This is a genomic window from Paraburkholderia eburnea, assembly GCF_002917095.1.
Classification (GTDB): Bacteria; Pseudomonadota; Gammaproteobacteria; order Burkholderiales; family Burkholderiaceae; genus Paraburkholderia; species Paraburkholderia eburnea.
The window spans coordinates 1-25,932 of the sequence record NZ_PQGA01000023.1; the positions used below are offsets into that span (position 1 = coordinate 1).

Annotated in this window: 20 protein-coding genes and 1 rRNA gene; 19 read left to right on the forward strand and 2 right to left on the reverse strand. The window is 65.2% G+C overall.

Annotation, left to right across the window (positions count from 1 at the left end; genetic code table 11):
• Positions 1 to 94: ribosomal RNA gene (rrf, locus tag B0G62_RS32755) — 5S ribosomal RNA — on the forward strand; the annotation flags it as partial.
• A gap of 168 nt (positions 95 to 262) precedes the next feature.
• On the opposite strand, the gene B0G62_RS26800 is transcribed toward rrf, so the two are convergent.
• Complete coding sequence (locus tag B0G62_RS26800) at positions 263 to 1,456, reverse strand: M20 aminoacylase family protein (RefSeq protein ID WP_103707205.1); 1,194 nt, start codon at positions 1,454 to 1,456, stop codon at positions 263 to 265.
• Positions 1,457 to 1,637: 181 nt separating this feature from the next.
• Between B0G62_RS26800 and B0G62_RS26805 the strand changes: the two genes are divergently transcribed.
• Both B0G62_RS26805 and B0G62_RS26810 read left to right on the forward strand, forming a co-directional pair.
• A complete protein-coding gene (locus tag B0G62_RS26805) occupies positions 1,638 to 3,716 on the forward strand; it encodes a molybdopterin-containing oxidoreductase family protein (RefSeq protein ID WP_103707206.1) in 2,079 nt (692 codons plus the stop codon).
• Between the two features lie 149 nt (positions 3,717 to 3,865).
• Positions 3,866 to 5,539, forward strand: coding sequence for a long-chain fatty acid--CoA ligase (locus tag B0G62_RS26810; RefSeq protein WP_103707207.1), 1,674 nt, complete (start codon positions 3,866 to 3,868; stop codon positions 5,537 to 5,539).
• Between the two features lie 111 nt (positions 5,540 to 5,650).
• Here B0G62_RS26810 and B0G62_RS26815 read toward each other — a convergent pair whose 3' ends face one another.
• Positions 5,651 to 6,835: a porin gene (locus tag B0G62_RS26815; protein ID WP_103707208.1), complete on the reverse strand. Its 1,185-nt coding sequence runs from the start codon at positions 6,833 to 6,835 to the stop codon at positions 5,651 to 5,653.
• A 349-nt stretch (positions 6,836 to 7,184) separates the two neighbouring features.
• Here B0G62_RS26815 and coq7 point away from each other — a divergent pair, with 349 nt between their 5' ends.
• The 16 genes from coq7 (at position 7,185) to ftsZ (ending at position 25,800) form a co-directional block, all read left to right on the forward strand.
• A complete protein-coding gene (gene coq7 / locus B0G62_RS26820) occupies positions 7,185 to 7,877 on the forward strand; it encodes a 2-polyprenyl-3-methyl-6-methoxy-1,4-benzoquinone monooxygenase (RefSeq protein ID WP_103707273.1) in 693 nt (230 codons plus the stop codon).
• A gap of 409 nt (positions 7,878 to 8,286) precedes the next feature.
• The gene (gene mraZ, locus B0G62_RS26825) at positions 8,287 to 8,715 is read left to right on the forward strand and encodes a division/cell wall cluster transcriptional repressor MraZ (protein ID WP_027818006.1); all 429 of its coding nucleotides are present in this window, start codon (positions 8,287 to 8,289) and stop codon (positions 8,713 to 8,715) included.
• Positions 8,716 to 8,733: 18 nt separating this feature from the next.
• Positions 8,734 to 9,687 (forward strand): 16S rRNA (cytosine(1402)-N(4))-methyltransferase RsmH, encoded by a 954-nt coding sequence (gene rsmH, locus B0G62_RS26830; RefSeq protein ID WP_103707209.1) that lies wholly within the window; start codon positions 8,734 to 8,736, stop codon positions 9,685 to 9,687.
• A complete protein-coding gene (gene ftsL, locus B0G62_RS26835) occupies positions 9,684 to 10,046 on the forward strand; it encodes a cell division protein FtsL (RefSeq protein ID WP_103707210.1) in 363 nt (120 codons plus the stop codon). The genes rsmH and ftsL overlap by 4 nt, the downstream gene beginning before the upstream one ends.
• Entirely contained in the window at positions 10,043 to 11,965 is a 1,923-nt protein-coding gene (locus B0G62_RS26840; protein ID WP_103707211.1) for a peptidoglycan D,D-transpeptidase FtsI family protein, read from the forward strand. The genes ftsL and B0G62_RS26840 overlap by 4 nt, the downstream gene beginning before the upstream one ends.
• The gene (locus B0G62_RS26845) at positions 11,962 to 13,539 is read left to right on the forward strand and encodes a UDP-N-acetylmuramoyl-L-alanyl-D-glutamate--2,6-diaminopimelate ligase (protein WP_103707212.1); all 1,578 of its coding nucleotides are present in this window, start codon (positions 11,962 to 11,964) and stop codon (positions 13,537 to 13,539) included. Before B0G62_RS26840 ends, B0G62_RS26845 begins: the two co-directional genes overlap by 4 nt.
• Entirely contained in the window at positions 13,536 to 14,948 is a 1,413-nt protein-coding gene (locus B0G62_RS26850; protein ID WP_103707213.1) for a UDP-N-acetylmuramoyl-tripeptide--D-alanyl-D-alanine ligase, read from the forward strand. The genes B0G62_RS26845 and B0G62_RS26850 overlap by 4 nt, the downstream gene beginning before the upstream one ends.
• Positions 14,949 to 14,968: 20 nt before the next feature.
• Complete coding sequence (mraY, locus tag B0G62_RS26855) at positions 14,969 to 16,138, forward strand: phospho-N-acetylmuramoyl-pentapeptide-transferase (RefSeq protein ID WP_103707214.1); 1,170 nt, start codon at positions 14,969 to 14,971, stop codon at positions 16,136 to 16,138.
• 28 nt (positions 16,139 to 16,166) lie between these two features.
• The gene (gene murD, locus B0G62_RS26860; RefSeq protein WP_103707215.1) at positions 16,167 to 17,687 is read left to right on the forward strand and encodes a UDP-N-acetylmuramoyl-L-alanine--D-glutamate ligase; all 1,521 of its coding nucleotides are present in this window, start codon (positions 16,167 to 16,169) and stop codon (positions 17,685 to 17,687) included.
• On the forward strand, positions 17,684 to 18,964 hold the full coding sequence (gene ftsW / locus B0G62_RS26865) for a putative lipid II flippase FtsW (protein ID WP_103707216.1): 1,281 nt from the start codon (positions 17,684 to 17,686) through the stop codon (positions 18,962 to 18,964). Before murD ends, ftsW begins: the two co-directional genes overlap by 4 nt.
• Complete coding sequence (murG, locus tag B0G62_RS26870) at positions 18,961 to 20,067, forward strand: undecaprenyldiphospho-muramoylpentapeptide beta-N-acetylglucosaminyltransferase (RefSeq protein WP_103707217.1); 1,107 nt, start codon at positions 18,961 to 18,963, stop codon at positions 20,065 to 20,067. Before ftsW ends, murG begins: the two co-directional genes overlap by 4 nt.
• Positions 20,064 to 21,458 (forward strand): UDP-N-acetylmuramate--L-alanine ligase, encoded by a 1,395-nt coding sequence (gene murC, locus B0G62_RS26875; protein ID WP_103707218.1) that lies wholly within the window; start codon positions 20,064 to 20,066, stop codon positions 21,456 to 21,458. The genes murG and murC overlap by 4 nt, the downstream gene beginning before the upstream one ends.
• A gap of 5 nt (positions 21,459 to 21,463) precedes the next feature.
• Positions 21,464 to 22,417 carry a D-alanine--D-alanine ligase gene (locus B0G62_RS26880; protein ID WP_103707219.1) on the forward strand — a complete coding sequence of 318 codons (954 nt, stop codon included), beginning with the start codon at positions 21,464 to 21,466 and terminating at the stop codon, positions 22,415 to 22,417.
• A gap of 33 nt (positions 22,418 to 22,450) precedes the next feature.
• The gene (locus B0G62_RS26885) at positions 22,451 to 23,206 is read left to right on the forward strand and encodes a cell division protein FtsQ/DivIB (RefSeq protein WP_103707220.1); all 756 of its coding nucleotides are present in this window, start codon (positions 22,451 to 22,453) and stop codon (positions 23,204 to 23,206) included.
• A gap of 27 nt (positions 23,207 to 23,233) precedes the next feature.
• Positions 23,234 to 24,466, forward strand: a complete 1,233-nt coding sequence (gene ftsA, locus B0G62_RS26890; RefSeq protein WP_103707221.1) for a cell division protein FtsA — start codon at positions 23,234 to 23,236, stop codon at positions 24,464 to 24,466.
• Positions 24,467 to 24,603: 137 nt separating this feature from the next.
• Positions 24,604 to 25,800: a cell division protein FtsZ gene (gene ftsZ / locus B0G62_RS26900; RefSeq protein ID WP_103707223.1), complete on the forward strand. Its 1,197-nt coding sequence runs from the start codon at positions 24,604 to 24,606 to the stop codon at positions 25,798 to 25,800.
• Positions 25,801 to 25,932: the final 132 nt, after the last annotated feature.

The following is a 25,932-nucleotide window of genomic DNA, read 5'->3' on the forward strand; positions in this document are numbered from 1 at the left end:
GGTCCCACCCCTTCCCATCCCGAACAGGACCGTGAAACAACTCCACGCCGATGATAGTGCGGATTGCCCGTGTGAAAGTAGGTAATCGTCAGGCTTCTTATGCAGTGCGTCCAGAACCCCGGCCTCTCCCAGTGAGAGCCGGGGTTCTGGCGTTTCGGGCCGTGTGAATCCACACAAGTGAACGCGCCAGAGCCAAAAACAAGGCAAACAAAAAGCCGTCCCAGGGGACGGCTTTTTGCATTCAAATCGGCACACCCAACAATCACTTCTGCGCGAGAAACTTCGTCGCCAACTGTACCCAGTACGACGAACCAACCGGCAACAACTGATCGTTGAAGTCATAGCTGGCGTTGTGCAGCATGCACGGGCCGGCGCCATGTCCGGCATCACGATGTCCACCATCGCCGTTGCCAAGAAACGCATAACAGCCCGGCTTTTCCAGCAGCATGAACGAGAAGTCCTCGGCGCCCATGGTCGGCTCGACTTGATCGTCGACGCGATCGGCGCCCACAACTTCCCGCATCACTTCCGCCGCAAACTGCGCTTCCGCGCTGCTGTTCACCGTCGGCGGATAGTTGCGCAGGAAACTCACCTCGACGGAGCAGTCATAGGCTTCAGCCGTGCTCCCGGCGATCTTGCGTAGACGCGCCTCGATCAGATCGAGCGTTTCCGTGGTGAACGTGCGCACCGTACCCGCGAGCCAGGCCGTATTCGGCACCACGTTGACCGCGTCGCCAGCATGAATCTGCGTGATCGACAGCACCGCGGTATCGAGCGGCTTCTTGTTGCGAGTGATGATGCTTTGCAGCCCATTGGCGATCTGCACCGCCGTAAAGACCGGATCGCGCCCGTTGTGCGGCAGCGCGGCATGAGAGCCGACACCGCTGATGTCGATGCGAAACTCGTTGCTCGACGCCATGATCGGCCCTTCGGTCACGCCGAAGCACCCGGCCGGCATGCCCGGCCAGTTGTGAATACCGAATACTGCATCGACGGGGAAGCGCTCGAACAGGCCATCCTTGATCATGGCCCTGGCACCGGCGCCGCCTTCTTCGGCGGGCTGGAAGATGAATACGACCGTGCCATCGAACTGCCCATGTTGAGCGAGATACTGCGCGGCGCCCAGCAGCATCGCCGTATGACCATCGTGGCCGCACGCGTGCATCTTGCCGTCATGGTGCGAGCGATGATCGAACGTGTTGAGTTCCTGAATGGGCAGCGCGTCCATGTCGGCGCGCAGTCCGATCGAGCGTGTGCCGTTACCGCGTTTAAGCACGCCGACGACGCCGGTCTTGCCCAGTCCCCGATGCACTTCGATGCCCCATTCGGTGAGCTTGGAGGCAACAAGCTCGGAGGTGCGGGTCTCTTCGTATCGCAGTTCAGGGTGGGCGTGGATCGTTCGTCGTAGGCCCTGGATTTCGCCTTGGGCGGCCTGGATTTCCGGGATCAGTTTCATGGCTGACTCGTGGCTGGCAATGCGCAGAATAGGAGCGCCCGCCACTTCTGACGGCGGGCGTAGTCAGGCCATTTTACGCCCAGGTTTTTTTTTTCACGGCAAGCGCCTGGGCATGCAGCGGCGGCACGCGCTGAACATAATAGAATCACGCCATCGATAGCCCCTTGCCACACGAATCCCCATGAACGCCCGAGTCGAATTTGCCCGCGCAGTCTGTCCCCACGACTGCCCCGACACCTGCGCGATGCGCGTAACCGTCGAGGACGGCCGGGCGATCAAGGTCAGCGGCGATCCCGAGCATCCGCCGACGCAAGGCGTGCTCTGCACGAAGGTCACCCGCTACGCCGAGCGCGTGCACCATCCGAAGCGCCTGACGCAGCCGATGAAGCGCGTCGGCCCTAAGGGAGAAGGGCGCTTCGAACCGATTACTTGGGATGAAGCCTGCGAAATCGCCGCCGCGCGCCTTGGCGAAATCGCCCAGCGCGCGCCCGAAGCGATCCTGCCGTACAGCTACGCGGGCACGATGGGGCTCGTGCAGGGCGACAGCATCGCGCAACGCTTCTTCCACAAGCTCGGTGCGTCGCGGCTCGATCGCGCGATCTGCGCGGCGGCGGGGGCGGCGGGCCTGCGCTACACCTACGGTTCGAGCCTCGGCATGCTCACCGAGCATTTCGCCGAAAGCGAAGTGATCCTGATCTGGGGCGCCAATCCGATCGCCTCGAATCTGCATTTCTGGACCCGCGCGCAGGAAGCCAAGCGCAACGGCGCGAAGCTGATCGCGATCGACCCCTATCGCTCGCTCACGGCCGAGAAATGCCATCAGCACATCGCGCCGAAGCCCGGCACCGACGGCGCGCTGGCGCTCGGCATGATGCACGTGCTGATTACCGAAGACCGGCTCGATCACGATTACATCGCGGCGTACACACACGGCTACGAGCAACTGAAGGCGCGCGCGCTCACCTACACACCGGCGCGCGTGGCGCAGATCTGCGGCATCGAAGAACACACCATCGTCGATCTCGCACGGCTCTACGCGTCCACGCGCAAGGTGGCGATTCGCATGAATTACGGCCTGCAGCGCGTGCGCGGCGGCGGCAACGCGGTGCGCGCGATCGCCTGCCTGCCCGCGTTGACGGGCGCCTGGCGTGACCGTGCGGGCGGCGTGCTGCTGTCGTCGTCGGGCTGGGCGCCGGTCGATGCGAACGCGCTCCAGCGTCCTGATCTGATTCCTGGCTGGCCTAAGCATCAGCCGCGCGTCGTCAACATGAACCAGATCGGCGATGCACTCACGCACGCGGGCGACGCCCGGTTCGGCCCAAAGATCGAGGCAATCGTCGTCTACAACTCGAACCCCGTGGCGGTCGCGCCCGAATCGGCGAAGGTCGCGGCGGGCTTCGCGCGCGAGGATCTCTTCACGATCGTGCTGGAGCAGTTCCAGACCGACACTGCCGATTACGCCGATCTCCTGCTGCCCGCGACGACCCAGCTAGAGCATCTGGACGTCCACAAGTCCTACGGCCACACGCACGTCATGGCGAATCTGCCGGCCATTGCGCCGGTGGGTGAAGCGCGCCCGAACACGGAAATCTTCCGCTCGATCGCTCGCGCAATGGGTCTGACCGAGCCGGCGTTGTTCGAGAGCGATGAGGACGTGGCCGCGCGCGCATTCGACTGGAGCGACCCCGCGTTCGGCGGCGCCGACTGGTCGACGCTCAAGCAGAACGCATGGCTCAAGCTCGATATCGCCGATGCGCCGTTCGCTCAAGGGGGCTTTCGCACGCCCACCAGCAAGTGCGAGTTCTACAGCGAAGCCCTCGCGCAGGCAGGCCTCGATCCGCTGCCCGACTACCTGCCGCCATACGAATCCGCCGATCACGCGCCCGAACTGGCCGCACGTTATCCGCTCGCGATGATCTCGCCGCCCGCGCGTAACTTCCTGAACAGCACGTTCGTGAATGTCGAAAGCCTGCGCGCGACCGAAGGCGAGCCGCACGTCGATCTCAATCCCGCCGATGCCGCGCAGCGCAACGTCGCCGACGGCGATCAGGTGCGCGTGTTCAACGATCGAGGTTCGATGCGCGCACGCGCACGTGTCTCCGAACGGGCTCGCGCGGGCCTCGTCGTGGGCCTGTCGATCTGGTGGAAGAAGCTCGCGCCGGACGGCCGCAACGCCAACGAAGTGACGAGCCAGGCGCTCACCGACCTGGGCGGCTCGGCCACCTTCTACGACTGCCTTGTGGAAGTCGAACGCGCGTAAACCCTTAACCCGTCACGGAAAAATCGCCCCCTGCGTATTTCGAGGGGGCTTTCTAACTCGCTGTTTCGCGGCAGAAAAGCGCAGGGCGCATGCTACGATCGGCGTTTTAGCACGACCATTCGAAAAAATACCTGAGGAGGAGACGCCGCATGGATAAAGTCTGGCTGAAATCGTACCCGCCTGGCGTGCCCGCGGAAATCGACGCGAGCCAATATGCGTCCATCACGGCGCTGCTGACGGAGAGCTTCAACGCTAACCGTTCGAAGGCCGCCTTCGCGTGCATGGGCAAGACGCTCACTTACGGTCAGCTCGACGAACTATCGAAGCGGCTCGCCGCGTGGTTCCAGTCGCGCGGCATCGAGCGCGGTGCGCGCATCGCCATCATGATGCCGAACGTGCTGCAATACCCTGTCGCGCTGGCCGCGATCCTGCGTGCGGGCTACGTGGTCGTGAACGTGAACCCGCTCTATACGCCGCGCGAACTTGAGCATCAGCTCAAGGACAGCGGCGCCGAAGCGATCATCATCCTAGAGAATTTCGCCAATACGCTAGATGCCGTGATCGCGCAGACGCGCGTGAAGCATGTCGTGGTGGCGTCGATGGGCGATCTGCTCGGCGCGAAGGGCTTCATCGTCAATTTCGTCGTGCGCCGCGTGAAGAAGATGGTGCCCGCGTGGAGCCTGCCAGGCCACGTGCGCTTCAACGATGCGATTTCGGCTGGCGCGCGCATGAGTTTCAAGGTCGTCGAGCAGACGCCCGACGACGTCGCCTTTCTCCAGTACACGGGCGGCACGACCGGCGTGTCGAAGGGCGCGACGCTGCTGCATCGCAACCTGATCGCCAACGTGCTGCAATCGGCCGCGTGGACCGAGCCGGCGCTCGCGCGCCTGCCGGCGGGCACGCAGGCGGTGACGGTCGCGGCGCTGCCGCTCTATCACGTCTTTGCGCTCACCGTCTGCGGTCTGCTGACGATGCGCACGGGCGGCCTTGCGGTGCTGATTCCGAATCCGCGCGACATCGCCGGCATGATCAAGGAACTGCACGGCTATTCGATCACGACGTTCCCGGCCGTCAACACGCTCTATAACGCGATCCTCAATCATCCCGATTTCGACAAGCTCGACTTCTCGCATCTGCTGGTCGCCAATGGCGGCGGCATGGCGGTGCAGGAAGCCGTGGCGAAGCGCTGGTACGAGCGCACCCAGACGCCGATAGTCGAAGGCTACGGTCTGTCGGAAACGTCGCCCAGCGTCACCTGCAATCCGACTACGGCGACCGAGTACACGGGCACGATCGGCCTGCCGCTGCCGTCCACGGAAATCTCGATTCGCGACGATAGCGGCAACGAACTGCCGATCGGCGAGGCGGGCGAGATCTGCATTCGCGGTCCGCAGGTGATGGCGGGCTACTGGCAGCGTCCGGAAGAGACGGCGAAGGTCATGACCGCCGACGGCTTCTTCAAATCCGGCGACGTGGGCGTGATGAACGCGAGCGGCTATGTGAAGCTCGTGGATCGCAAGAAGGACATGATTCTGGTGTCGGGCTTCAACGTCTATCCGAACGAAGTCGAGGATGTGGTCGCGAAGCTGCCCGGCGTGTTCGAAGTCGCGGCGGTGGGCGTGCCCGACCAGCACTCGGGCGAAGCGGTGAAGCTCTACATCGTCAGAAAGGATCCGGCGCTCACCGACAAGGACGTGTTCGACTACTGCAAGACGCAGCTCACGGGCTACAAGCGCCCGAAGCTCATCGAGTTCCGCAGCGACCTGCCGAAGAGCAACGTCGGCAAGATTCTGCGGCGTGAGCTGCGCGACGGCCGCGCATAAGCGTTCTGGTTGAGTCACCACGAAGGCCTGCCCGCGACGGCAGGCCTTTCTTTTTAGCGCAAAGAAAAAAGGCGCCCGAAGGCGCCTTTGAGACTGAAACGGCTGTTCTTCTTAGAACTTGTGGCGGATACCGACGCGCGCCGTGAACTGGTTCTGATTCGACGAACCGGTCAGGTTGTTGATGCCTGCCGTTGCGTCGACGACATCGCCAGCCGCGTTGAGCGTTTCGCCCAGTGCGTGCTGATAGACGCCCGTGATGTAGACGTCGGTGCGCTTCGAGAGGAAGTAATCGACGCCGACCGCGCCCTGGTGGTACTGGGCACGCGAAGCGCCGTTGATCGATGCGCCGCGCGTGTAGTCATACGCAGCGCCGACCAGCAGAGCCGGGGTCAGCTGATACTTGAAGTTGACTTCGGCGTTGTTGAACGTCGCCGACTGGCCGCGATAACCCGCGATTGCCGCGTTCGTGAAGGTCGAGCCGAGGTTCGCGAAACGGATGTTCGAATACGTGATACCGAACGTCGCCGCGCCGAACGTGTAGGCGCCGCCCGCGCCGATCACCTGATAGGTGTTGGCCGACGTGAAGCCTGCATAGACCGGCGAGGTCACTGCGGCGTTGGCTGCCAGGGCCGCGCCGCCGTTGTTGAACAGACCGCCCGATGCTGCCGGCGTGCGTGCGTTCAAATAGCCGAGCCCGAGGGACAGCGGGCCGTTGTTGTAGCCTGCGCCCAGCGACCAGATCTGGTTGTGCGAGAAGTCGCCGGCCGCGCCGCCGAAGCTGTACGTGCCGCCGAAGGTCAGGCCAGCGTAGTTGGCGCTGGTGAACTTGACCGTGTTGTTGGTGCGGTACGCGTTGTTGAAGTTGTCGATGTCGCCCGGGTGAGCCGCGATGTAGCCGCCCCATTGGTCGCCGACTTCGAGCGGGCCGACATAGTCGACCACGGAGTCGTACTGGCGGCCCAGCGTGACCGAGCCGAATTGCGCGCTGTTCAGGCCCACGTAAGCCTGGCGACCGAACATCAGGCCGCCCTGGGCGAGCTTGCCGCTGTTCACGTCGAAGCCGTTTTCGAGCACGAAGATCGCCTTGAGACCGCCGCCCAGGTCTTCCGCGCCACGCAGACCCCAACGGCTGCCTTGCAGTTCGCCGCTCGACAGGTTGTACAGGTGCTTGCCGCCCGAATTCGTGTTGATATTGAAACCTTCGTCGATGATGCCGTACAGCGTGACGCTGCTCTGAGCGTGGGCGACGCCCGCGAACGCACCCATCGCGGCGAGCGCGAGAAGCGACTTCTTCATTGAATGATCTCCAAGTGTTTGACTGCTTTTAAGCGTCTTTTTACAGGGCCTGTTTATTTGTCATGCTGCGGCCCTGATATCTAACTTCGCGAGAAGTTGACACGTAATGTAACAAAAGGGTTATGGGCGACAAAGGAAAAGCAGACGCACCTAAGTACCTGTTTCGTTTACACAACATGGTCTAGAATATGCGCCTGGATATCGGCGCAGCCCCGGATTGACGGGCTTGCGCGTGTTCCTGTAGCGACTTTGAACGGCCGGTCGGTCGGCCTTTCAGCGGCGCTTCAGGCGGTCCATCGGGCCGTCCGTCAGGGCGGTCAGTCTCGCCGTGCGCATGGAGGAAGGCTGGATGATGTTTGACGAATTGATTACCGAGTTCGACCGCGGTCTGCGCTCGATCACTGGCGTGTCGCGCATGTCGCGGCCGATGCCACAACCTTCCCCCGACGCCGTGTCCGCGCAGGTCGCGACCGCCGACGCCGCGGTGGCCACGGGCGGCGCCGTCGCGGCGACGCTTCCCGGCGAACTCACGCCTGCCGAGCGCACGCACGCGGCCGGCCTCATGCGCGTGAATCACGTCGGCGAAGTGTGCGCGCAGGCGCTTTATCAGGCGCAAAAACTCGCGACGCGTTCCCCTACGCTCAAGGCCGCGTTCGAGCAGGCCGCGCGCGAGGAGGAAGACCATCTCGCGTGGACCGCGCGTCGTCTCGAAGCCCTCGATTCGCGGCCCAGTTTGCTCAATCCGCTCTGGTACGCGGGGGCGCTCGCGATCGGTCTGGCGGCGGGGCGTCTGGGCGACAAGGTGAGCCTGGGCTTCATGGCGGAAACCGAGCGTCAGGTCGAGCATCACCTCGACAGCCACCTCGACGCGCTGCCGCCTGCCGACCTCGAATCGCGTGCAATCGTCGAACAGATGCGCACCGACGAGATCGCCCACGCGAAGTCGGCGACGGACCTGGGCGGTATCGAATTGCCGCTGCCGTTGCGCTCGCTCATGCGTGCCGCATCGAAAGTGATGACGCGCACGGCCTACTATATCTAAGCTTCATTTTGAGTTACTGGCGCGGACCGGTATGCTTCCCGGTCCGGCGTTCGTGCCGCTCTGACGCGCCCCTTACCGCTTTCTGTCGTCCCGTGTAATCCCTCCCAAGCCCCCGCACCATCGCGGTTTTCTCCGCGCATTTCACGTATCACCTTCACAACCTGCGTTAGCTCATTCATTCATAACGGTTTTTGGTTTTAGTGCCGACTTGAACAGGCGCCGCTAAGTCCTTGTTCTAGTGGGTAAATTTCGTCAAAAAACGTGCGGCCCACCTTGACCCTCGAAAGGCGTTCCTCTAAAGTGGGAGACAGTGTGAGAAAGTGTATTTTTGTGTGATTTCAAAGATGTATTCGGGTAAATTTCCTGAGATTTAGACGGGCGGCGAATGGCGCCGCACAAGGGGAGCGAATTGTTCCAGGGGGCGTCGGCGCTGACACTCGATGCGAAAGGACGGATGTCGATTCCGTCTCGCTATCGGGACGCGCTGCAACAACAGGCAGAAGGCCGGGTGACGATCACCAAGCACCCGGACGGCTGCCTGTTGCTATTTCCGCGCCCCGAATGGGAAGTGTTCCGCGCGAAAGTCGCAGCGTTGCCGATGGACGCTCACTGGTGGCGCCGCATTTTTCTCGGCAACGCGTCCGATGTCGATCTCGACAGCGCGGGCCGCGTGCTCGTCTCACCTGAATTACGTCTTGCAGCGGGAATGGAAAAGGAAGTCATGCTGCTTGGCATGGGTAGTCATTTTGAGTTGTGGGATGCGCAGACCTACGCCGCGAAGGAACAGGCGGCGATGGCTCAAGGCATGCCCGACGCCTTGAAGAATTTCACGTTCTGATCGCGGGTTAAAAACGCTATGGCATCTGCGATGGGACAAGGATTGCAGCATCGCACGGTGCTGCTGGATGAAGCGGTCGATGCGCTCGTAACGCGCGCGGACGGCGTCTATGTGGACGGCACGTTCGGGCGTGGCGGCCACAGCCGCGCCGTGCTCGGCCGGCTCGCAGAAGGCGGCCGGCTGATCGCGTTCGACAAGGATCCGCTGGCGATCGCCACCGCCGAACAGGTGGGCGACGCGCGGTTCTCGATCGTGCACGAAAGTTTTGCTTCACTGCGCGACGCTCTGGCCGAGCGCGGGGTAGGGCGCGTGTCGGGTGTGCTGCTGGACCTGGGCGTGTCGTCGCCGCAAATCGACGACCCGCAGCGGGGCTTCAGCTTTCGCGCCAATGGTCCGCTCGACATGCGGATGGACCCGACGCGCGGCGAGTCCGCTGCCGACTGGCTCGCGCGGGCCACGGTGCAGGAACTGACGGAGGTGATTCGAGATTATGGGGAAGAACGGTTTGCTTTTCAGATTGCAAAGGCGCTTGTTGCTCGCCGGGCAGAGTCCGACCGTCTCGGGCCTCTCGACAGCACGGGCGAGCTTGCCCAAATCGTGGCTAACGCCGTCAAAACCCGTGAGAAGGGTAAGGACCCGGCAACCCGCACCTTTCAGGCTATACGGATTCACGTCAATCAAGAGCTTGCGGAGCTGCAGGTCGTTCTAGAAGCAGCTTTGTCGTTGCTGGAACAGGGGGGGCGGCTCGTGGTCATCAGCTTTCATTCGCTGGAAGACCGGATCGTGAAGCGGTTCATGCAGGCTAACGCCACGGCGCCGGCGATCGATCGCCGTTTGCCGATCCGTGCCGTGGATCTGCCCAGCCCGCCCCTGAAGCTGCTCGGGCGCGTGTTCGCAAGCGACGAAGAAGTCGCGGCGAACCCGCGCGCCCGTTCGGCTGTGATGCGCATTGCGGAGCGCATCGCACCATGAATCGCCTGAACATCTTCCTGCTGATCGTCGTCATGGGCTGCGCGTTGTCAGTCGTCAACGCCACCAATCAGCAGCGGCAGATTTTCATCCAGTTGCAACGCGCGCAGTCGCAGGAGCGTCAGCTCCAGCAGGACTACGCGCAGCTTCAATATCAGCAGAGCGCGCTGTCCCGGACGTCGCGCGTTGAACAGCTCGCTACCGATTCACTCAAGATGCAGCCCGTGACGACCGGACGCACGCAATATCTGACGCTCGCACCGGGCGCGGCCACGGCTGTGGACGCGCCCGTGCCCACGTCCGCGCCCGCTATCGCCTCGGCGCCTGCCGCCGCGAACGGCCGTCGTGGAGGTGCGCGATGAAAAAGGGCAACAGCCGCAAGAGCGTCGCCTTCAGCGCCAATCCGATTCTCTCCGTGCGCCTGCCGATGTGGCGCTCGAAGCTCGTCGTCTTCATGCTGTTCATGGCGTTCGTCGCGCTCGCCGCGCGCGCGTTCTGGATCCAGGGGCCGGGCAACGCCTTCTATCAGAAGCAGGGCGAAAGCCGCTATCAGCGCACCATCGAGCTGGCCGCCACGCGCGGCAAGATTCTCGACCGCAACGGCCTCGTGCTCGCGACGAGCCTGCCCGTGCGCGCGATCTGGGCGATTCCCGAAGCCGTGCCCGACGATCTCGGCGCCGACAAGCTCAACCAGCTCGGCAAGCTGCTCGACATGTCGAGCAAAGACCTGCGCGCGAAGCTCTCCGAAGACAAGACCTTCGTGTACGTGAAGCGTCAGGTGCCGCTCGACGTCGCGCAGCAAATCACGGCGCTCGACATTCCCGGCATTTATCAGCGCAACGAATACAAACGTTTCTATCCGGAAGGCGACGTCACGGCCCACTTGATCGGCTTCACCAATGTGGAAGACGAGGGCCAGGAAGGCGTGGAGCTGTCGGACCAGAAGATTCTCGCGGGCGTGCCCGGCATTCGGCACGTCATCAAGGACCGCATGGGCCACATCGTCGAGGACGTGGATGAGACGGTCGTGCCGCACGATGGTACGGACGTCGAACTGTCGATCGACAGCAAGATTCAATACATCGCGTATTCGAACCTGAAGGCCGCGGTCGAGAAGTTCAAGGCCAAGGCGGGCGCCGCGATGGTGGTGGACGTGCGCACGGGCGAAGTGCTCGCGCTCGTCAACTATCCGACCTACAACCCGAACGACCGCTCGCACCTCACGGGCGAGCAGTTGCGCAACCGCATTCTCACGGACGTGTTCGAGCCGGGCTCGATCATGAAGCCGTTCACGGTGTCGCTGGCCCTCGATCTGCACCGCGTCTCGCCGACTACACTGGTGGATACGGGTGCGGGCCACTTCACCCTCGACGGCGCGACCATTACCGATGACGCCGGTTTTGGCGTGCTCACCGTGGGCGGCGTGATCCAGAAGTCGAGCAACATCGGCGCGACCAAGATCGCGATGACGCTGCGCCCCGAAGAGATGTGGAACATGTATACCAGCATCGGTCTCGGGCAGGCGCCGAAGGTCGGGTTCCCCGGCGCGGCGCCGGGCCGCCTGCGTCCGTGGAAAAGCTGGCGCCGCATCGAGCAGGCGACGATGTCGTACGGCTACGGCCTGTCGGTGTCGCTGTTCCAGCTCGCGCGCGCGTACACGGCCATCGCCCACGACGGCCAGATCCTGCCCGTGTCGATCTTCCGCCACGCCGGCGACGACCAGCCCGCGGTCGGCACCCAGGTGTTCGCACCCACGACCGCGCGCGAAGTGCGCACGATGCTCGAAAGCGTGGTGTCGAAGGAGGGCACCTCGCCCGAAGCCGCGGTGCCCGGTTACCGCGTGGGCGGCAAGTCCGGCACGGCGTACAAGCATGGCCCGCACGGCTATGACCATTCGAAGTACCGCGCGTCCTTCGTCGGCATGGCGCCGATGCCGAATCCGCGCATCGTCGTCGCCGTGACGGTGGACGAGCCGACGGCGGGCAGCCACTTCGGCGGCGCGGTGTCGGGTCCGGTGTTCTCGGGCATCGTCGGCGATACGCTGCGCTCGCTCAACGTGCCGCCCGACATGCCGGTCAAGCAGCTCGTCGTGTCCGACGACAGCGGGTCGGCGACGGTCGCTGCGAATGGGCCGGGTACGCCCGGCGCAGCGAAGGCGCCGAACGCAGCGGCCACGCCCGCGAAGCACGCCGCCAACACGGCCACGCTCAAGAGCCCGTCCGGCGCGCATCACATGACCGTCGCCGACAACGTTAAAACCCGACCCGGAGTCGTCCGATGAGCGCCACGCGCACCCAGCATCCCGCGCACCGGCAGATCGTGGACGCCCTCGCGTGGCTGCGCGCGCGCATCGCGAACGCAGCCAATCTGCACGCCGACACCCGATCGCTCCAGCCGGGCGACGTGTTTCTCGCCTACGCCGTCGAAGGTGCGGACAACCGCCCGCATATCGAAAACGCGCTCGCGCGTGGCGCGGCGGCCGTCCTGTATCAGCCGGAAGGCTATGTCGCGCAACCTGGCGGCACGTTCGATGTCGCGCAGGCGCAGAACGCGCTCGCCGTGCCGCAACTCGACGTGCTCGCGGGCGAAATCGCCAGCGGCTGGTACAACGATCCGAGCGACGCCATGCTCGTGGTCGGCGTGACCGGCACTAACGGCAAGACCTCGTGCAGCCAGTGGATCGCCTCGGCGCTCACGGCCATTGGCCAGAAGTGCGCGATCGTCGGCACGCTCGGCAGCGGTTTCGTCGGCCAGCTCGTGCATACCGGTTTCACGACGCCCGACGCGCCGCAACTGCAGCGCTCGCTCGCGCAATTGCGTCAGCAGGGCGCGCAGGCCGTGGCGATGGAAGTGTCGTCGCATGCGCTGCATCAGGGCCGCGTGAACGGCACGTCGTTCGATATCGCGATCTTCACGAATCTCACGCAGGACCACCTCGACTATCACCGCACCTTCGAAGCCTACGAGGCCGCGAAGGCGCGTCTGTTTGCGTGGCCTGGCCTGCGCGCCGCCGTCATCAACGCCGACGATGCCGCCGGCCGGCGCCTGATCGCCGCCACGCGCGGCACGGCGCGCACGATCGCCTACGGCGTGAATACACCCGCCGCCGATGCGCCGGTCGCCGACGCCTGGCTGCGCGCGAAAGACGTGCGCGCGACCGCGACGGGCACCGCGTTCCATCTGGAAACGTCGGATTGGGGCGAAGCCAATATCGAAGTGCAGACACTGGGTCTTTTCAACGTCAGCAATCTGCTCGGCGTGCTGGGCGCGCTGCTGGCGGCGAACGTGCCGCTTCTCGCCGCGCTCAACGAAGTTGCGAAGCTGCAGCCGGTCAACGGCCGCATGGAGCGTCTGGGCGGCCGCGCCGATCACGATGAACCGCTCGTCGTGATCGATTACGCGCATACGCCCGACGCACTTGAAAAAACCCTCGACGCGCTGCGCCCGATGGCGGCGGCGCGCGGCGGCAAGCTCATCTGCATGTTCGGTTGCGGCGGCGACCGCGATGCGACCAAGCGCCCGCTGATGGGCGCGATCGCCGAGCGTCTGGCCGATCAAACCGTCGTGACGAGCGACAACCCGCGCAGCGAAGCGCCGGCCACGATCATCGACCAGATCGTCGGCGGCATGCGCGAACCCGCGAAGGCGCGCCGCATCGAGGACCGCGCCAGCGCGATCCTGCAGGCGGTGCGCGGCGCGGCCAAGGAAGACGTCATCGTGCTGGCCGGCAAGGGGCACGAGGCAACTCAGGAAATCATGGGCAAGAAGCGCGCGTTCTCCGATCAGGATCACGCGCGCCTTGCCCTCGCTGCCCGTCCGACTTCCGATCGGCAAGGGCGCGGAGGCGGTGAATGACAATGCTTTCCCTGCGCGAAGCTGCGGCGCTGATTCCCGGCGCCAGCGTTCTCGGCGACGAGAACGCCACCTTCGAACGCATCTCGACCGACAGCCGCACGACCGGCCCCGGCGACCTTTTCGTCGCGCTCAAGGGCGAGCGTTTCGACGCGCACGACTTCCTGCCCGAAGTGGCGGGGCGCAACGTGAGCGCGGCGCTCGTTTCGCGCAGCCCCGGCGACTGGCGCGTTCCCGCGCTGCGCGTGGACGACACGCGCGCGGCGCTGGGCGCGCTCGCGCTCGGCTGGCGGCGCCGTTTCACGATGCCGCTCGTTGCCGTGACGGGCAGCAACGGCAAGACCACGGTCAAGGAAATGATCGCGTCGATCTTCGCCGCTGCGGTGGGCGAAGACGCGCGCCTGGCGACTGCGGGCAATCTGAACAACGACATCGGCGTGCCGCTCACGCTGCTGCGCCTGAGCGCGGCGCATCGGCTCGCCGTGGTCGAACTCGGCATGAATCATCCCGGCGAAACCGACCTGCTCGCGAAATTCGCCGAGCCGACCGTGGCCGTGGTGAACAACGCGCAGCGCGAGCACCAGGAGTTCATGGCGACGGTGGAAGCCGTCGCGCTCGAACACGCGAGCGTGATCCACGCACTCAAGCCCGAAGGCACGGCCGTGTTTCCCGCCGACGACGCCTACGCGGGCATCTGGCGCGTCGCCGCGACAGGCTCGCAGGTGCTCGACTTCGCGCTGCATACGAACGAGCGCGCCGTCGATGCGGCGGTGACGGGCAAGCTCGACGGTTCGCGCCTCGCGGTCGCGACGCCCGAAGGCCATCTCGAAGTCGAACTGAAAGTGCTCGGCGCACACAACGCGCACAACGCGCTCGCGGCCACGGCGGCGGCGATTGCGGCGGGCGTGTCGCTCGAAGCCATCCGTCGCGGTCTCGAAGCATTCGAGCCGGTGAAGGGCCGTTTGCAGGTCAAACGCGCGGCGCTTGCGGAACTTGCGGGCGCCAAGGTGATCGATGACACCTACAACGCGAACCCCGATTCCGTGCGCGCGGCCATCGACGTGCTCGCTTCGCACCACGCGCCGCGCGTGCTGGTGCTCGGCGACATGGGCGAAGTCGGCGATAACGGCCCGGCGTTCCACCGCGAGGTGGGCGCCTACGCGAAGGAGCGCGGCATCGACGCGCTTTACACGCTTGGCGGCGCGGCACGCGATATCTCGACGGCTTTCGGCGCAGGCGCGCTGCACGCCGCCGACGTGAGCGAGCTGGTTCGCGCACTCGCTGGCGCCGGTTACGGCGCTAGCGCCACGATTCTCGTGAAAGGCTCGCGCTTCATGCAGATGGAGCGCGTCGTGACGGCTTTGACGAACCCGCAACCCACCGCACCGGACGCAGCGTCCGGCGCGCACTGAATTTCTAAGGAATACAAGGCATGCTACTGGCGCTGGCGCAATGGCTGCAGAATGACGCAAGCTTCTTGCGCGTGTTCAGTTATCTGACGTTTCGTGCGGTGATGGCCACCATCACCGCGATGGCGATCGGGCTTTTTCTCGGGCCCTGGGTCATTCGCAAGCTCACCGAAATGAAGGTCGGCCAGGCCGTGCGCACGGACGGCCCGCAGACTCACCTCGTGAAGTCCGGCACGCCCACCATGGGCGGCGTGCTGATTCTGCTGGGCATCGCCGTCGCCACGCTGCTGTGGGGCGATCTGTCGAACCGCTTCATCTGGATCGTGATGCTCGTCACGTTCGGCTTTGGCGCGATCGGCTGGGTCGACGACTATCGCAAGGTGGTCTACAAGGACCCGCGCGGCATGTCGTCGCGCGAAAAGTACTTCTGGCAGTCGGTGATCGGCCTGTTCGCGGCGGTGTATCTCGCCTTTAGCGTGTCCGAGGCGAACAACGTGCGCGTGTTCGACCTGTTCATGGCGTGGGTGCGTAGCGGCCTGTCGATGGGCCTGCCCGCGCGCGCGGACCTCTTGCTGCCGTTCCTGAAGTCGATGACCTATCCGCTCGGCGTGTGGGGCTTCATCGCGCTCACGTATTTCGTGATCGTCGGCGCGAGCAACGCCGTGAACCTCACCGACGGCCTCGACGGTCTCGTCATCATGCCGGTCGTGCTGGTGGGCGCGTCGCTGGGCGTGTTCGCCTACGTGATGGGCAGCTCGGTCTACTCGAAATATCTGCTGTTCCCGCACATTCCGGGCGCGGGCGAGCTGCTGATCTTCTGTTCGGCGATGGGCGGGGCGGGGCTCGCGTTCCTCTGGTTCAACACGTATCCCGCGCAGGTCTTCATGGGCGACGTGGGCGCGCTCGCGCTCGGCGGGGCGCTTGGCACCATCGCCGTGATCGTGCGACAGGAAATCGTGCTCTTCATCATGGGCGGCATTTTCGTCGCGGAAACGCTCTCCGTGATGCTGCAGGTCACCTGGTTCAAGTACACGAAAAAGCGTTATGGCGAAGGCCGCCGCATCTTCAAGATGGCGCCGCTGCATCACCATTTCGAACTGTCGGGCTGGAAGGAAACGCAGGTGGTCGTGCGTTTCTGGGTCATCACGCTGATGCTGTGCCTGATCGGTTTGTCGACGCTCAAGCTGCGTTAATCCATTTGCCTATTTAGGAAAGCAAGCGATGTTTGGCGAGAAGTTTCGGGATCGGCAAAAGCCGATGGTGCTCGTGCTGGGACTCGGCGAATCGGGTCTCGCGATGGCGCGTTGGTGCGCGCGGCAGGGTTGCCGCCTGCGCATCGCCGACACGCGCGAGACGCCGCCCGGTCTGGCCGAACTCGCCGTGCACGGCATCGATCCCACGCTTTTCGTCGGCGGTGCGTTTTCGACGGCGCTGCTCGAAGGCGTCGAAATCGTCGCGCTCAGCCCGGGTCTTTCGCCCCTGGCCGCCGACCTCGTGCCGCTGATCGCCGCCGCGCGCGAACAAGGCATCGAAGTCTGGGGCGAACTGGAACTCTTCGCGCAGGCGCTGCGTCACCTGGGCGAAAGCGGCTACGCGCCGAAGGTGCTCGCGATCACCGGCACGAACGGCAAGACCACCACCACGAGCCTCACCGGCATGCTCTGCGAGCGCGCGGGCAAGACCGTGGCAGTGGCGGGCAACATCAGCCCGGCCATGCTCGACAAGCTCGCCGAGGCCATCGACAACACCGCGCTGCCCGACGTCTGGGTGCTCGAACTGTCGAGCTTCCAGCTTGAGACGGCGCACACGTTCGAACCCGACGCGGCCACCGTCCTCAACATCACGCAGGATCACCTCGACTGGCACGGCGGCCTGGATGCTTACGCCGCCGCGAAGGGCCGCATCTTCGGCGCGCAGACCGTGCGCGTGCTCAACCGCGACGACGCGCGCGTGATGTCGCTTGCGCGCGTGAAGGACAGCGGCGAGGCGCGCGTCGTGACCTTCGGCGTCAACGAGCCGCAGCGCGACGGCGACTACGGCCTCTCGCGCGATAACGGCATGCAGTGGCTCGTGCAGGCGCACGACCGCGATGTCATCGACGAACCGGTTTCGGCGCGCCGGCGCAAGCAGCTCGACGCCGCGCCGGTGAATCTCGCCATGAAGCGCCTGATGCCCGTCGACGCACTGCGCATCCGCGGCCTGCACAACGCGGCCAACGCGCTCGCGGCTTTCGCGCTCGCGCGCGCGATCGACCTGTCGCCCGCGCCGCTGCTGCACGGGCTGCGCGAGTATCGCGGCGAGCCGCATCGCGTCGAACTGATCGCGTCGATCGACGGCATCGACTACGTGGACGACAGCAAGGGCACCAACGTCGGCGCGACGGTGGCGGCGCTCGACGGTCTCGCGCAGCGCGCGGTGCTGATCGCGGGCGGCGACGGCAAGGGCCAGGACTTCGATCCGCTGGCCGCGCCGGTGGCGCGCTGGTGCCGCGCGGTCATGCTGATCGGCCGCGATGCGCCGCAGATTCGCGCCGCGCTGGAAAGCACCGGCATCGCGCTCACCGATCACGCCACGCTCGAAGAAGCCACGCGCGCGGCCGCGACGCTCGCCGAGCCCGGCGACGTCGTGCTGCTCTCGCCCGCGTGCGCGAGCTTCGACATGTTCAAGGGCTACGCCCATCGCGCCGCTGTGTTCCGCGACACGGTGGAAGCCATCGCCGCAGAACGGGGGACGACGATATGAGCTGGTCCGAGCGATTCGGCGCGCGTTTGTCGCGCGAGGCGAGCGGCGGGGCCGCCGATCACGGCGGTTCGCTGGGTTCGACCGGCGCACGCACGGGCGGCATTTCGAGCGCGGTCAACGGCGTGCGTCCGGCACGCTCGCGTATGCTCGACTATGACTACTCGCTGCTGTGGGCGGTGATCGCGCTGCTCGGTCTGGGCGTGGTGATGGTCTATTCGGCGTCGATTGCGATGCCCGATTCGCCCAAGTACGCCTCGTACCGCGACTGGGCTTTCCTCGCGCGCCATCTCGTTTCGCTCGTGGTCGCCGCGGTCGCGGCGGTGGTGGCGTTCCGCATCCCCGTGTCCGTGTGGGAGCGCTACGCGCCCAAGCTCTTTCTGATCGCGCTGGCGATGCTCGTGGTCGTGCTGATTCCGCACATCGGCAAGGGCGTGAACGGCGCGCGGCGCTGGATTCCGCTCGGCATCACCAATATGCAGCCGTCGGAAATCATGAAGCTCGCCGTGACGATCTACGCGGCGAACTACACCGTGCGCAAGCAGGAATTCATGCACAGCTTCGCCAAGGGCTTCCTGCCGATGGCGTTCGCGGTGGGCGTGGTGGGCGCGCTGCTGCTGCTCGAACCCGACATGGGCGCGTTCATGGTGATCGCCGCGATCGCGATGGGCGTGCTGTTCCTCGGCGGCGTGAACGGCAAGCTGTTCGGCGGCCTGGTGCTGACGGCGGTGGGCACTTTCACGATGCTCGTGTGGCTCTCGCCGTGGCGTCGCGAACGGATCTTCGCGTACCTCGATCCGTGGGACGACCGCTACGCGCAGGGCAAGGCGTACCAGCTCACCCACTCGCTGATCGCGTTCGGTCGCGGCGAATGGTTTGGCGTGGGCCTGGGCGGCAGCGTCGAAAAGCTCAACTACCTGCCCGAAGCGCACACCGACTTCATCCTGGCCGTGATCGGCGAGGAACTCGGTTTCGTGGGCGTGATGATCGTGATCCTGCTGTTCTACTGGATCGTGCGCCGCTCGTTCGAGATCGGCCGTCAGGCGCTCGCGCTCGACCGCACCTTCGCGGGTCTGGTCGCCAAGGGGCTTGGCGTGTGGTTCGGCGCGCAGGCCTTCATCAACATGGGCGTGAACCTCGGCCTGTTGCCGACCAAGGGCCTGACGCTGCCGCTCGTGAGCTACGGCGGCTCGGGCATTTTGTTGAACTGTATTGCGGTGGCGCTGCTGTTGAGAGTCGATTACGAAAATCGTGTGCTGATGCGTGGGGGCAAGGTATGACCGCACCGCAGACGCGCACCCTCATGGTGATGGCCGGCGGGACCGGGGGACACGTGTTCCCGGGCCTCGCCGTCGCGCATCGCATGCAGGAATGGGGCTGGCGCGTGGTGTGGCTCGGCAATCCCGCAGGCATGGAAGCGACATTGGTGCCGAAGCACGGCATCGCGATGGAATACGTGCGTTTTGGCGGCGTGCGCGGCAAAGGCCTCAAGACCAAGCTGATGTTGCCCGTCAACCTCCTGAGCGCATGTACGCAGAGTCTCGCGGCGCTGCGTCGCGTGAAGCCCGACGTCGTGCTCGGCATGGGCGGTTACATCACATTCCCGGCGGGCGTGATGAGCGCGCTGTCGGGCCGCCCGCTCGTGCTGCACGAACAGAATTCGATTGCGGGTCTCGCGAACAAGGTGCTCGCGAAGCTCGCGAAGCGCGTGCTCGTGGCGTTCCCAGGCGCACTGCCGCACGGCGAATGGACCGGCAACCCGATCCGCGCCGAACTCGAACACGTCGCGCAGCCGAAGGACCGCTATGCGCAGCGCAGCGGCCCCTTGCGCGTGCTGGTCGTGGGCGGAAGCCTGGGCGCCGCGGCGCTCAACGAAGTCGTGCCGCGCGCGCTGTCGAAGCTGGCTGCGGCCGAGCGTCCGCGGGTGGTGCATCAGGCGGGCGCGAAGCATATCGACGCCTTGCGTCAGAACTATCTGGACGCCGGTATCGAACCGGGCGAAGCGGCGCAACTCGTGCCCTTCATCGACGATATGGCGAGCGCTTATGAGAGCGCGGATCTCGTGATCTGCCGCTCGGGCGCGATGACGGTGGCCGAAATCGCGGCCGTGGGCGTGGCGGCGCTGTTCGTGCCGTTCCCCTACGCGGTGGACGACCACCAGACCACCAACGCGGCGTTCCTCGCGCAAGCCGGAGCGGCGCGCGTGGTGCAGCAACGCGAGCTGTCGGCTGACGCGCTCGCGGACTGGCTCAAGCAGCAAACCCGGCAATCGCTGGCAGAAATGGCAGAGCGCGCCCGCGCGCTCGCAAAACCCGACGCCGCCGAACAGGTCGCGCGCATCTGCGCGGCCGCGGCGGGCGTAGTAGCGGGAGGAAAGCAATGAAACACATCGTCAAACACATCCATTTCGTCGGCATCGGCGGCGCGGGCATGAGCGGCATCGCCGAAGTGCTCGTCAATCTCGGTTATCACGTGAGCGGCTCGGACCTCGCGAAGAACGCGGTCACCGACCGCCTCGCCGCGCTCGGCGCGCGCATCGCGATCGGCCATGCCGAAGAGAACATCGAAGGCGCGAACGCCGTGGTCGTCTCCACGGCCGTGCGCAGCGACAACCCCGAAGTGCTGGCCGCGCGCCATCGCCGCATTCCCATCGTGCCGCGCGCCGTGATGCTCGCGGAACTCATGCGCCTGAAGCAAGGCATCGCCATCGCAGGCACGCACGGCAAGACCACCACCACGTCGCTGGTGGCGAGCGTGCTGGCGGCGGGCGGGCTCGATCCGACTTTCGTGATCGGCGGGCGTCTGATCAGCGCGGGCGCGAACGCGCGTCTGGGCACGGGCGACTTCATCGTCGCGGAAGCCGACGAGTCGGACGCCTCGTTCCTCAATCTCTTCCCGGTGATCGAAGTCATCACGAACATCGACGCCGATCACATGGACACCTACGGGCACGACTTCGCGCGCCTGAAGCAGGCGTTCATCGAATTCACGCACCGTCTGCCGTTCTATGGCATCGCGGTGCTGTGCGTGGACGACCCGAACGTGAAGGAAATCCTGCCGTTCGTGTCGAAGCCGATCATCCGCTACGGCTTCGCGCCCGACGCGCAGGTGCGCGCCGTCAACGCCGTTGCACGCGACGGAAAAATGTATTTCACGGCGATGCGCGAAGATGCACCGTCGCTCGATATCGTGCTGAACCTGCCGGGCACGCATAACGTGCAGAACGCGCTGGCGGCGATCGCTATCGCGACCGAGCTGGAAGTGAAGGACGAGGACATCCAGCGCGCGCTCGCCGAATTCAACGGCGTGGGCCGACGGTTCCAGCGTTACGGCGAAATTCCGGTCAACGGTGGTGGTACTTACACGTTGATCGACGACTATGGCCACCATCCGGTCGAAATGGCGGCGACCATCGCGGCCGCGCGCGGCGCGTTCCCGGACCGTCGCCTGGTGCTGGCGTTCCAGCCGCACCGCTACACGCGCACGCGCGACTGCTTCGAGGATTTCGTGCGCGTGCTCTCGACCACCGATGCGCTCGTGCTGACCGATGTGTATTCGGCGGGCGAAGCGCCGATCGTCGCGGCGGACGGCCGGGCGCTCGCGCGCGCGATCCGCGTGGCGGGCAAGGTCGAGCCGGTGTTTATCGAAACGGTGGATGAGATGCCGGACGCGCTGGCCGCAGTGGTCCGCGACGGCGATGTGGTGATTACGATGGGCGCGGGTTCGATCGGCGGTGTGCCGGCCCGGATCGCGCAACAGGAACAGAAGGCGTGAGTGACATGAGCAGCATCGATCCGAAATTCGATCCGAAGCAGTTTGGCAAGGTGGCGGTCCTGCTGGGCGGCGTGTCCGCCGAACGCGCAGTCTCGCTCAAGTCCGGCACGCTCGTTCTCCAGGCGCTGCAGAGCGCGGGCATCGACGCGCACGCGTTCGATCCGTCCGAGCGGCCGCTGTCGGCGCTCAAGGACGAAGGCTTCGTGCGCGCATTCAACGCGCTGCATGGCGGCTATGGCGAAAACGGCCAGATCCAGGGCGCGCTCGACTTCTACGGCATTCGCTATACGGGCACGGGCGTGCTCGGCTCGGCGCTTGGACTCGACAAGTTCCGCAGCAAGCTGGTGTGGCAGCAACTGGGCATCCCGACGCCGCCGTTCGTCGCGGTGCTGCGCGGCGACGATTACGCGGCGGCGGCGCCCGGCATCATCGCGAAGCTCGGCTTGCCGATTTTCGTGAAGCCCGCGAGCGAAGGTTCGAGCGTGGCCGTCATCAAGGTAAAGACCGAAGCCGAACTCGTGCCGGCGCTCATCGAGGCCGCGAAGCACGACAAGATCGTGCTGGCGGAAAAGAGCATCGAAGGCGGCGGCGAATATACGGCGTGCGTGGCGGGCGATCTCGATCTGCCGATCATCAAGATCGTGCCGGCGGGCGAGTTCTACGACTACGACGCGAAGTACATCCTCGACACGACGCAGTACCTGATTCCGTGCGGCGTCGCGCCGGAGAAAGAAGCCGAACTGAAGAAGCTCGCGCGCCGCGCGTTCGACGTGCTCGGCTGCACCGACTGGGGCCGCGCCGATTTCATGATGGACGGCGCGGGCAACCCGTATTTCCTCGAAGTGAACACGGCGCCTGGCATGACCGATCACTCGCTGCCGCCGAAGGCCGCGCGCTCGGTGGGCATCGAGTATCGCGACCTGGTGGTGCGCGTGCTGGCGTTGACGCTCAAGGACTGAACCCGAAGCCTGTATTGAAACGACCAAGCCGACATGTGGAATAACGTTCGCCAGCTCAACCTCGCCGCCAACGCGTTGCACGCGCTGCTCGTGCTCGCGCTCATGGTGGCCGGCTGCTACTGGCTCGTGCAGCGGCCGAACTTCACGCTGCGCGAGATCCGCATCGAGGGCGATACCGAGCACATCAACGCGCCCACGGTGCGCGCGAGCGTGGTCGGCCGTCTCAAGGGCAACTTCTTCACCGTCGATCTCGACACGGCGCGCGCCGCCTTCGAGCAGATGCCGTGGGTGCGCCACGCGAGCGTGCGCCGTGTCTGGCCGAATGCGCTCGCGGTGTCGCTCGAAGAGTACAAGCCGCTTGGCACGTGGGGCAGCGATCAGCTGGTGAGCACCGATGGCGAACTGTTCACGGCCAATCAGGGGGAGCTTGACGAAGACCTGCCCGCGTTCGACGGCCCGGACGGCACGGCGCCCGAAGTCGTCGCGCGCTATCGCGACTTCGTGAAGTGGTTCGCGCCGCTCGGTCTTGAACCGGACGAGGTGACGCTCACGCCGCGCTATGCGTGGACGGTGAAGCTCTCGAACGGCATGCAGGTGGAACTTGGTCGCGAGCGCAACGCGGATACGCTCGCGGAACGCTCGCATCGCCTCACCGCCGCGTGGTCGGCGCTCACGCAACGTTGGGGGAAAGACATCGAATATGCGGATTTGCGCTATCCGAACGGTTTTGCGATTCGGGCGGCGGGTATGCGCTTCATCAGCGATACGCCCGGCCCGGGCAAGAAGTAACAGCACATCACACGCAACGAGCACGATATGAGTAAAGACTATAAGGATCTGCTGGTCAGCCTCGACATCGGGACGTCGAAGGTGGTGGCCGTCGTCGCCGAAATGAAGGGCGATGGCCACTACGAGGTGATCGGCCTCGGCCAGGCCGAATCGAAAGGTCTCAAGAAGGGCGTGGTGGTGAACATCGAGGCCACGGTGCAGTCTATCCAGCGTGCGCTCGAAGAAGCGGAACTCATGGCCGACTGCAAGATCACTAATGTGTTCACCGGCATCGCGGGCAGCCATATTCGCAGCTTCAACTCGAGCGGCATGGTCGCCATCAAGGAGAAGGAAGTCACGCAGACGGACGTCGCGCGCGTGATCGAAACCGCGAAGGCGATCAACATCCCGACCGACCAGCAGGTGCTGCATATCCTCACGCAGGAATTCATCATCGACGGTCAGGAGGATGTGCGCGAGCCGATCGGCATGAGCGGCATCCGCCTCGAAGTGAAGGTGCACATCGTCACGGGCGCGGTGAGCGCGGCGCAGAACATCGTGAAGTGCGTGCGCCGCTGCGGCCTCGAAGTGAACGATCTGATTTTGCAGCCGCTGGCGTCGTCGCTGGCGGTGCTCACCGACGACGAGAAGGAACTCGGCGTGGTGCTGGTGGATGTGGGCGGCGGCACGACCGACATCGCGATCTTCAGCGAAGGCGCGATCCGTCACACGGCGGTGATTCCGATCGCGGGCGACCAGGTGACGAGCGACATCGCGATGGCGCTGCGCACGCCCACGCCGGACGCGGAAGACATCAAGGTGAGCTACGGCATCGCGAAGCAGGCGCTCGCCGATCCGGACGAAATGATCGAAGTGCCCGGCCTTGGCGAGCGCGGTCCGCGCACGCTGTCGCGCCAGGCGCTTGCCGCGGTGATCGAGCCGCGCGTGGAAGAGTTGTTCTCGCTCGTGCAGCAGGTCGTGCGCGAGTCGGGCTATGAGGAATTGCTCAGTTCGGGCGTCGTGCTCACGGGCGGCGCCGCGATGATGCCGGGCATGGTGGAGCTCGGCGAAGACATCTTCCTCAAGCCGGTGCGCATTGGCGTGCCGGAGTACGCGGGCGGTCTCGCCGACGTCGTGCGCAATCCGCGCTATTCGACGGCGATGGGTCTGCTCGTGGAGGGCCGCGCGCAGCGTATGCGCGGCCGCAAGGTCGCAGTGCAGTCGGGGTCGATGGGCCAGGTCTTTACACGCATGAAGGACTGGTTTCTCGGCAACTTCTGACGCGGCAGCTTGCGCGAAGGGAAAACGCAGGGACCGACTATGCGCCGGTGACGGCGGCTGGCGCGCAGGGGTGGGTTGCCCGACTCTCCCCTGAATAACGGCCGAGGAGCGGAAATCTTTTTCTTGACGGAGGCAACATGGAATTCCAGATGCTGGAAACGGAAACCAACGGCACCATCATCAAGGTGGTGGGCGTAGGTGGCGCTGGCGGCAATGCCGTGCAGCACATGATCAATCGCGGCGTGCAGGGTGTCGACTTCATCGTCATGAACACGGACGCCCAGGCGCTCTCGCGTTCGCGCGCACCGGCCGTGATCCAGCTTGGCAACACGGGTCTGGGCGCGGGTGCGAAGCCCGAAATGGGCCGTGCGGCGGCTGAAGAGGCCCGCGAGCGCATCGCCGATTCGCTGCGCGGCGCGCACATGGTATTCATCACCGCCGGCATGGGCGGCGGCACGGGTACGGGCGCGGCTCCCGTGGTCGCGCAGATCGCCAAGGAAATGGGCATTCTCACGGTTGGTGTCGTGAGCAAGCCGTTCGAATTCGAAGGCGGCAAGCGCATGCGCGTGGCGGAAGCCGGCTCGCAGCAACTGGAGGATCACGTCGACTCGCTGATCGTCGTCCTGAACGACAAGCTGTTCGACGTGATGGGCGATGACGCCGAGATGGACAAGTGCTTCCAGTGCGCCGACGACGTTCTGAACAACGCAGTCGCAGGCATCGCTGAAATCATCAACGTCGACGGCCTGGTGAACGTCGACTTCGAAGACGTGAAGACGGTGATGGGCGAGCAGGGCAAGGCGATGATGGGCACGGCGACGGTCGCCGGCGTCGATCGCGCGCGCCTGGCCGCGGAACAGGCGGTCGCAAGCCCGCTGCTCGAAGGCGTCGATCTGTCGGGCGCGCGCGGCGTGCTGGTCAACATCACGTCGAGCCGTTCGCTGCGCCTGTCGGAAACGCGTGAAGTCATGAATACCATCAAGAGCTACGCGGCGGAAGACGCCACGGTGATCTTCGGTGCCGTGTACGACGACGCGATGGGCGACGCACTGCGCGTGACGGTCGTGGCGACGGGTCTGGGCCGCGCGGCAGCAACGCGCCAGCAGGCTGCGCCGATGACGCTGCTGCGCACGGGTACGGACAACCATCCGGTTGCGGCTGCCCAGCATTCCTATGCACCGCAACACGCACAGGCGGCCGATTACGGCGCGCTCGACACGCCGGCAGTCTGGCGCACGTCGCGCGACACCGCGGCTTCGCACGTGCAGGCGCTGCAGGAAAAGGGCGTCGATACGTACGACATCCCGGCGTTCCTGCGCAAGCAGGCCGACTGAAGCGGACTGCGCGACGAGCGAGTTCTGGCTGCGGCGCCGGGCACGGCAGATTTGTGCCCGTCCGCGGACGGAGCGTTCGGCATGACTGCGACGATTGCGAACAAGCACCGCAAGGCCGGTATCCGCGAGGAT

Bases quoted from the DNA above. Each gene is read 5' to 3' on its own strand.
- B0G62_RS26885 (WP_103707220.1), top strand. From the start codon at position 22,451: ATGTGGAATAACGTTCGCCAGCTCAACCTCGCCGCCAACGCGTTGCAC.
- ftsA (WP_103707221.1), top strand. From the start codon at position 23,234: ATGAGTAAAGACTATAAGGATCTGCTGGTCAGCCTCGACATCGGGACG.
- ftsL (WP_103707210.1), top strand. From the start codon at position 9,684: ATGAATCGCCTGAACATCTTCCTGCTGATCGTCGTCATGGGCTGCGCG.
- B0G62_RS26850 (WP_103707213.1), top strand. From the start codon at position 13,536: ATGACAATGCTTTCCCTGCGCGAAGCTGCGGCGCTGATTCCCGGCGCC.
- ftsW (WP_103707216.1), top strand. From the start codon at position 17,684: ATGAGCTGGTCCGAGCGATTCGGCGCGCGTTTGTCGCGCGAGGCGAGC.
- coq7 (WP_103707273.1), top strand. From the start codon at position 7,185: ATGATGTTTGACGAATTGATTACCGAGTTCGACCGCGGTCTGCGCTCG.
- B0G62_RS26815 (WP_103707208.1), bottom strand. From the start codon at position 6,835: ATGAAGAAGTCGCTTCTCGCGCTCGCCGCGATGGGTGCGTTCGCGGGC.
- B0G62_RS26840 (WP_103707211.1), top strand. From the start codon at position 10,043: ATGAAAAAGGGCAACAGCCGCAAGAGCGTCGCCTTCAGCGCCAATCCG.
- B0G62_RS26845 (WP_103707212.1), top strand. From the start codon at position 11,962: ATGAGCGCCACGCGCACCCAGCATCCCGCGCACCGGCAGATCGTGGAC.
- B0G62_RS26805 (WP_103707206.1), top strand. From the start codon at position 1,638: ATGAACGCCCGAGTCGAATTTGCCCGCGCAGTCTGTCCCCACGACTGC.
- ftsZ (WP_103707223.1), top strand. From the start codon at position 24,604: ATGGAATTCCAGATGCTGGAAACGGAAACCAACGGCACCATCATCAAG.
- murD (WP_103707215.1), top strand. From the start codon at position 16,167: ATGTTTGGCGAGAAGTTTCGGGATCGGCAAAAGCCGATGGTGCTCGTG.
- mraY (WP_103707214.1), top strand. From the start codon at position 14,969: ATGCTACTGGCGCTGGCGCAATGGCTGCAGAATGACGCAAGCTTCTTG.
- rsmH (WP_103707209.1), top strand. From the start codon at position 8,734: ATGGCATCTGCGATGGGACAAGGATTGCAGCATCGCACGGTGCTGCTG.
- B0G62_RS26880 (WP_103707219.1), top strand. From the start codon at position 21,464: ATGAGCAGCATCGATCCGAAATTCGATCCGAAGCAGTTTGGCAAGGTG.
- B0G62_RS26800 (WP_103707205.1), bottom strand. From the start codon at position 1,456: ATGAAACTGATCCCGGAAATCCAGGCCGCCCAAGGCGAAATCCAGGGC.
- murC (WP_103707218.1), top strand. From the start codon at position 20,064: ATGAAACACATCGTCAAACACATCCATTTCGTCGGCATCGGCGGCGCG.
- B0G62_RS26810 (WP_103707207.1), top strand. From the start codon at position 3,866: ATGGATAAAGTCTGGCTGAAATCGTACCCGCCTGGCGTGCCCGCGGAA.
- murG (WP_103707217.1), top strand. From the start codon at position 18,961: ATGACCGCACCGCAGACGCGCACCCTCATGGTGATGGCCGGCGGGACC.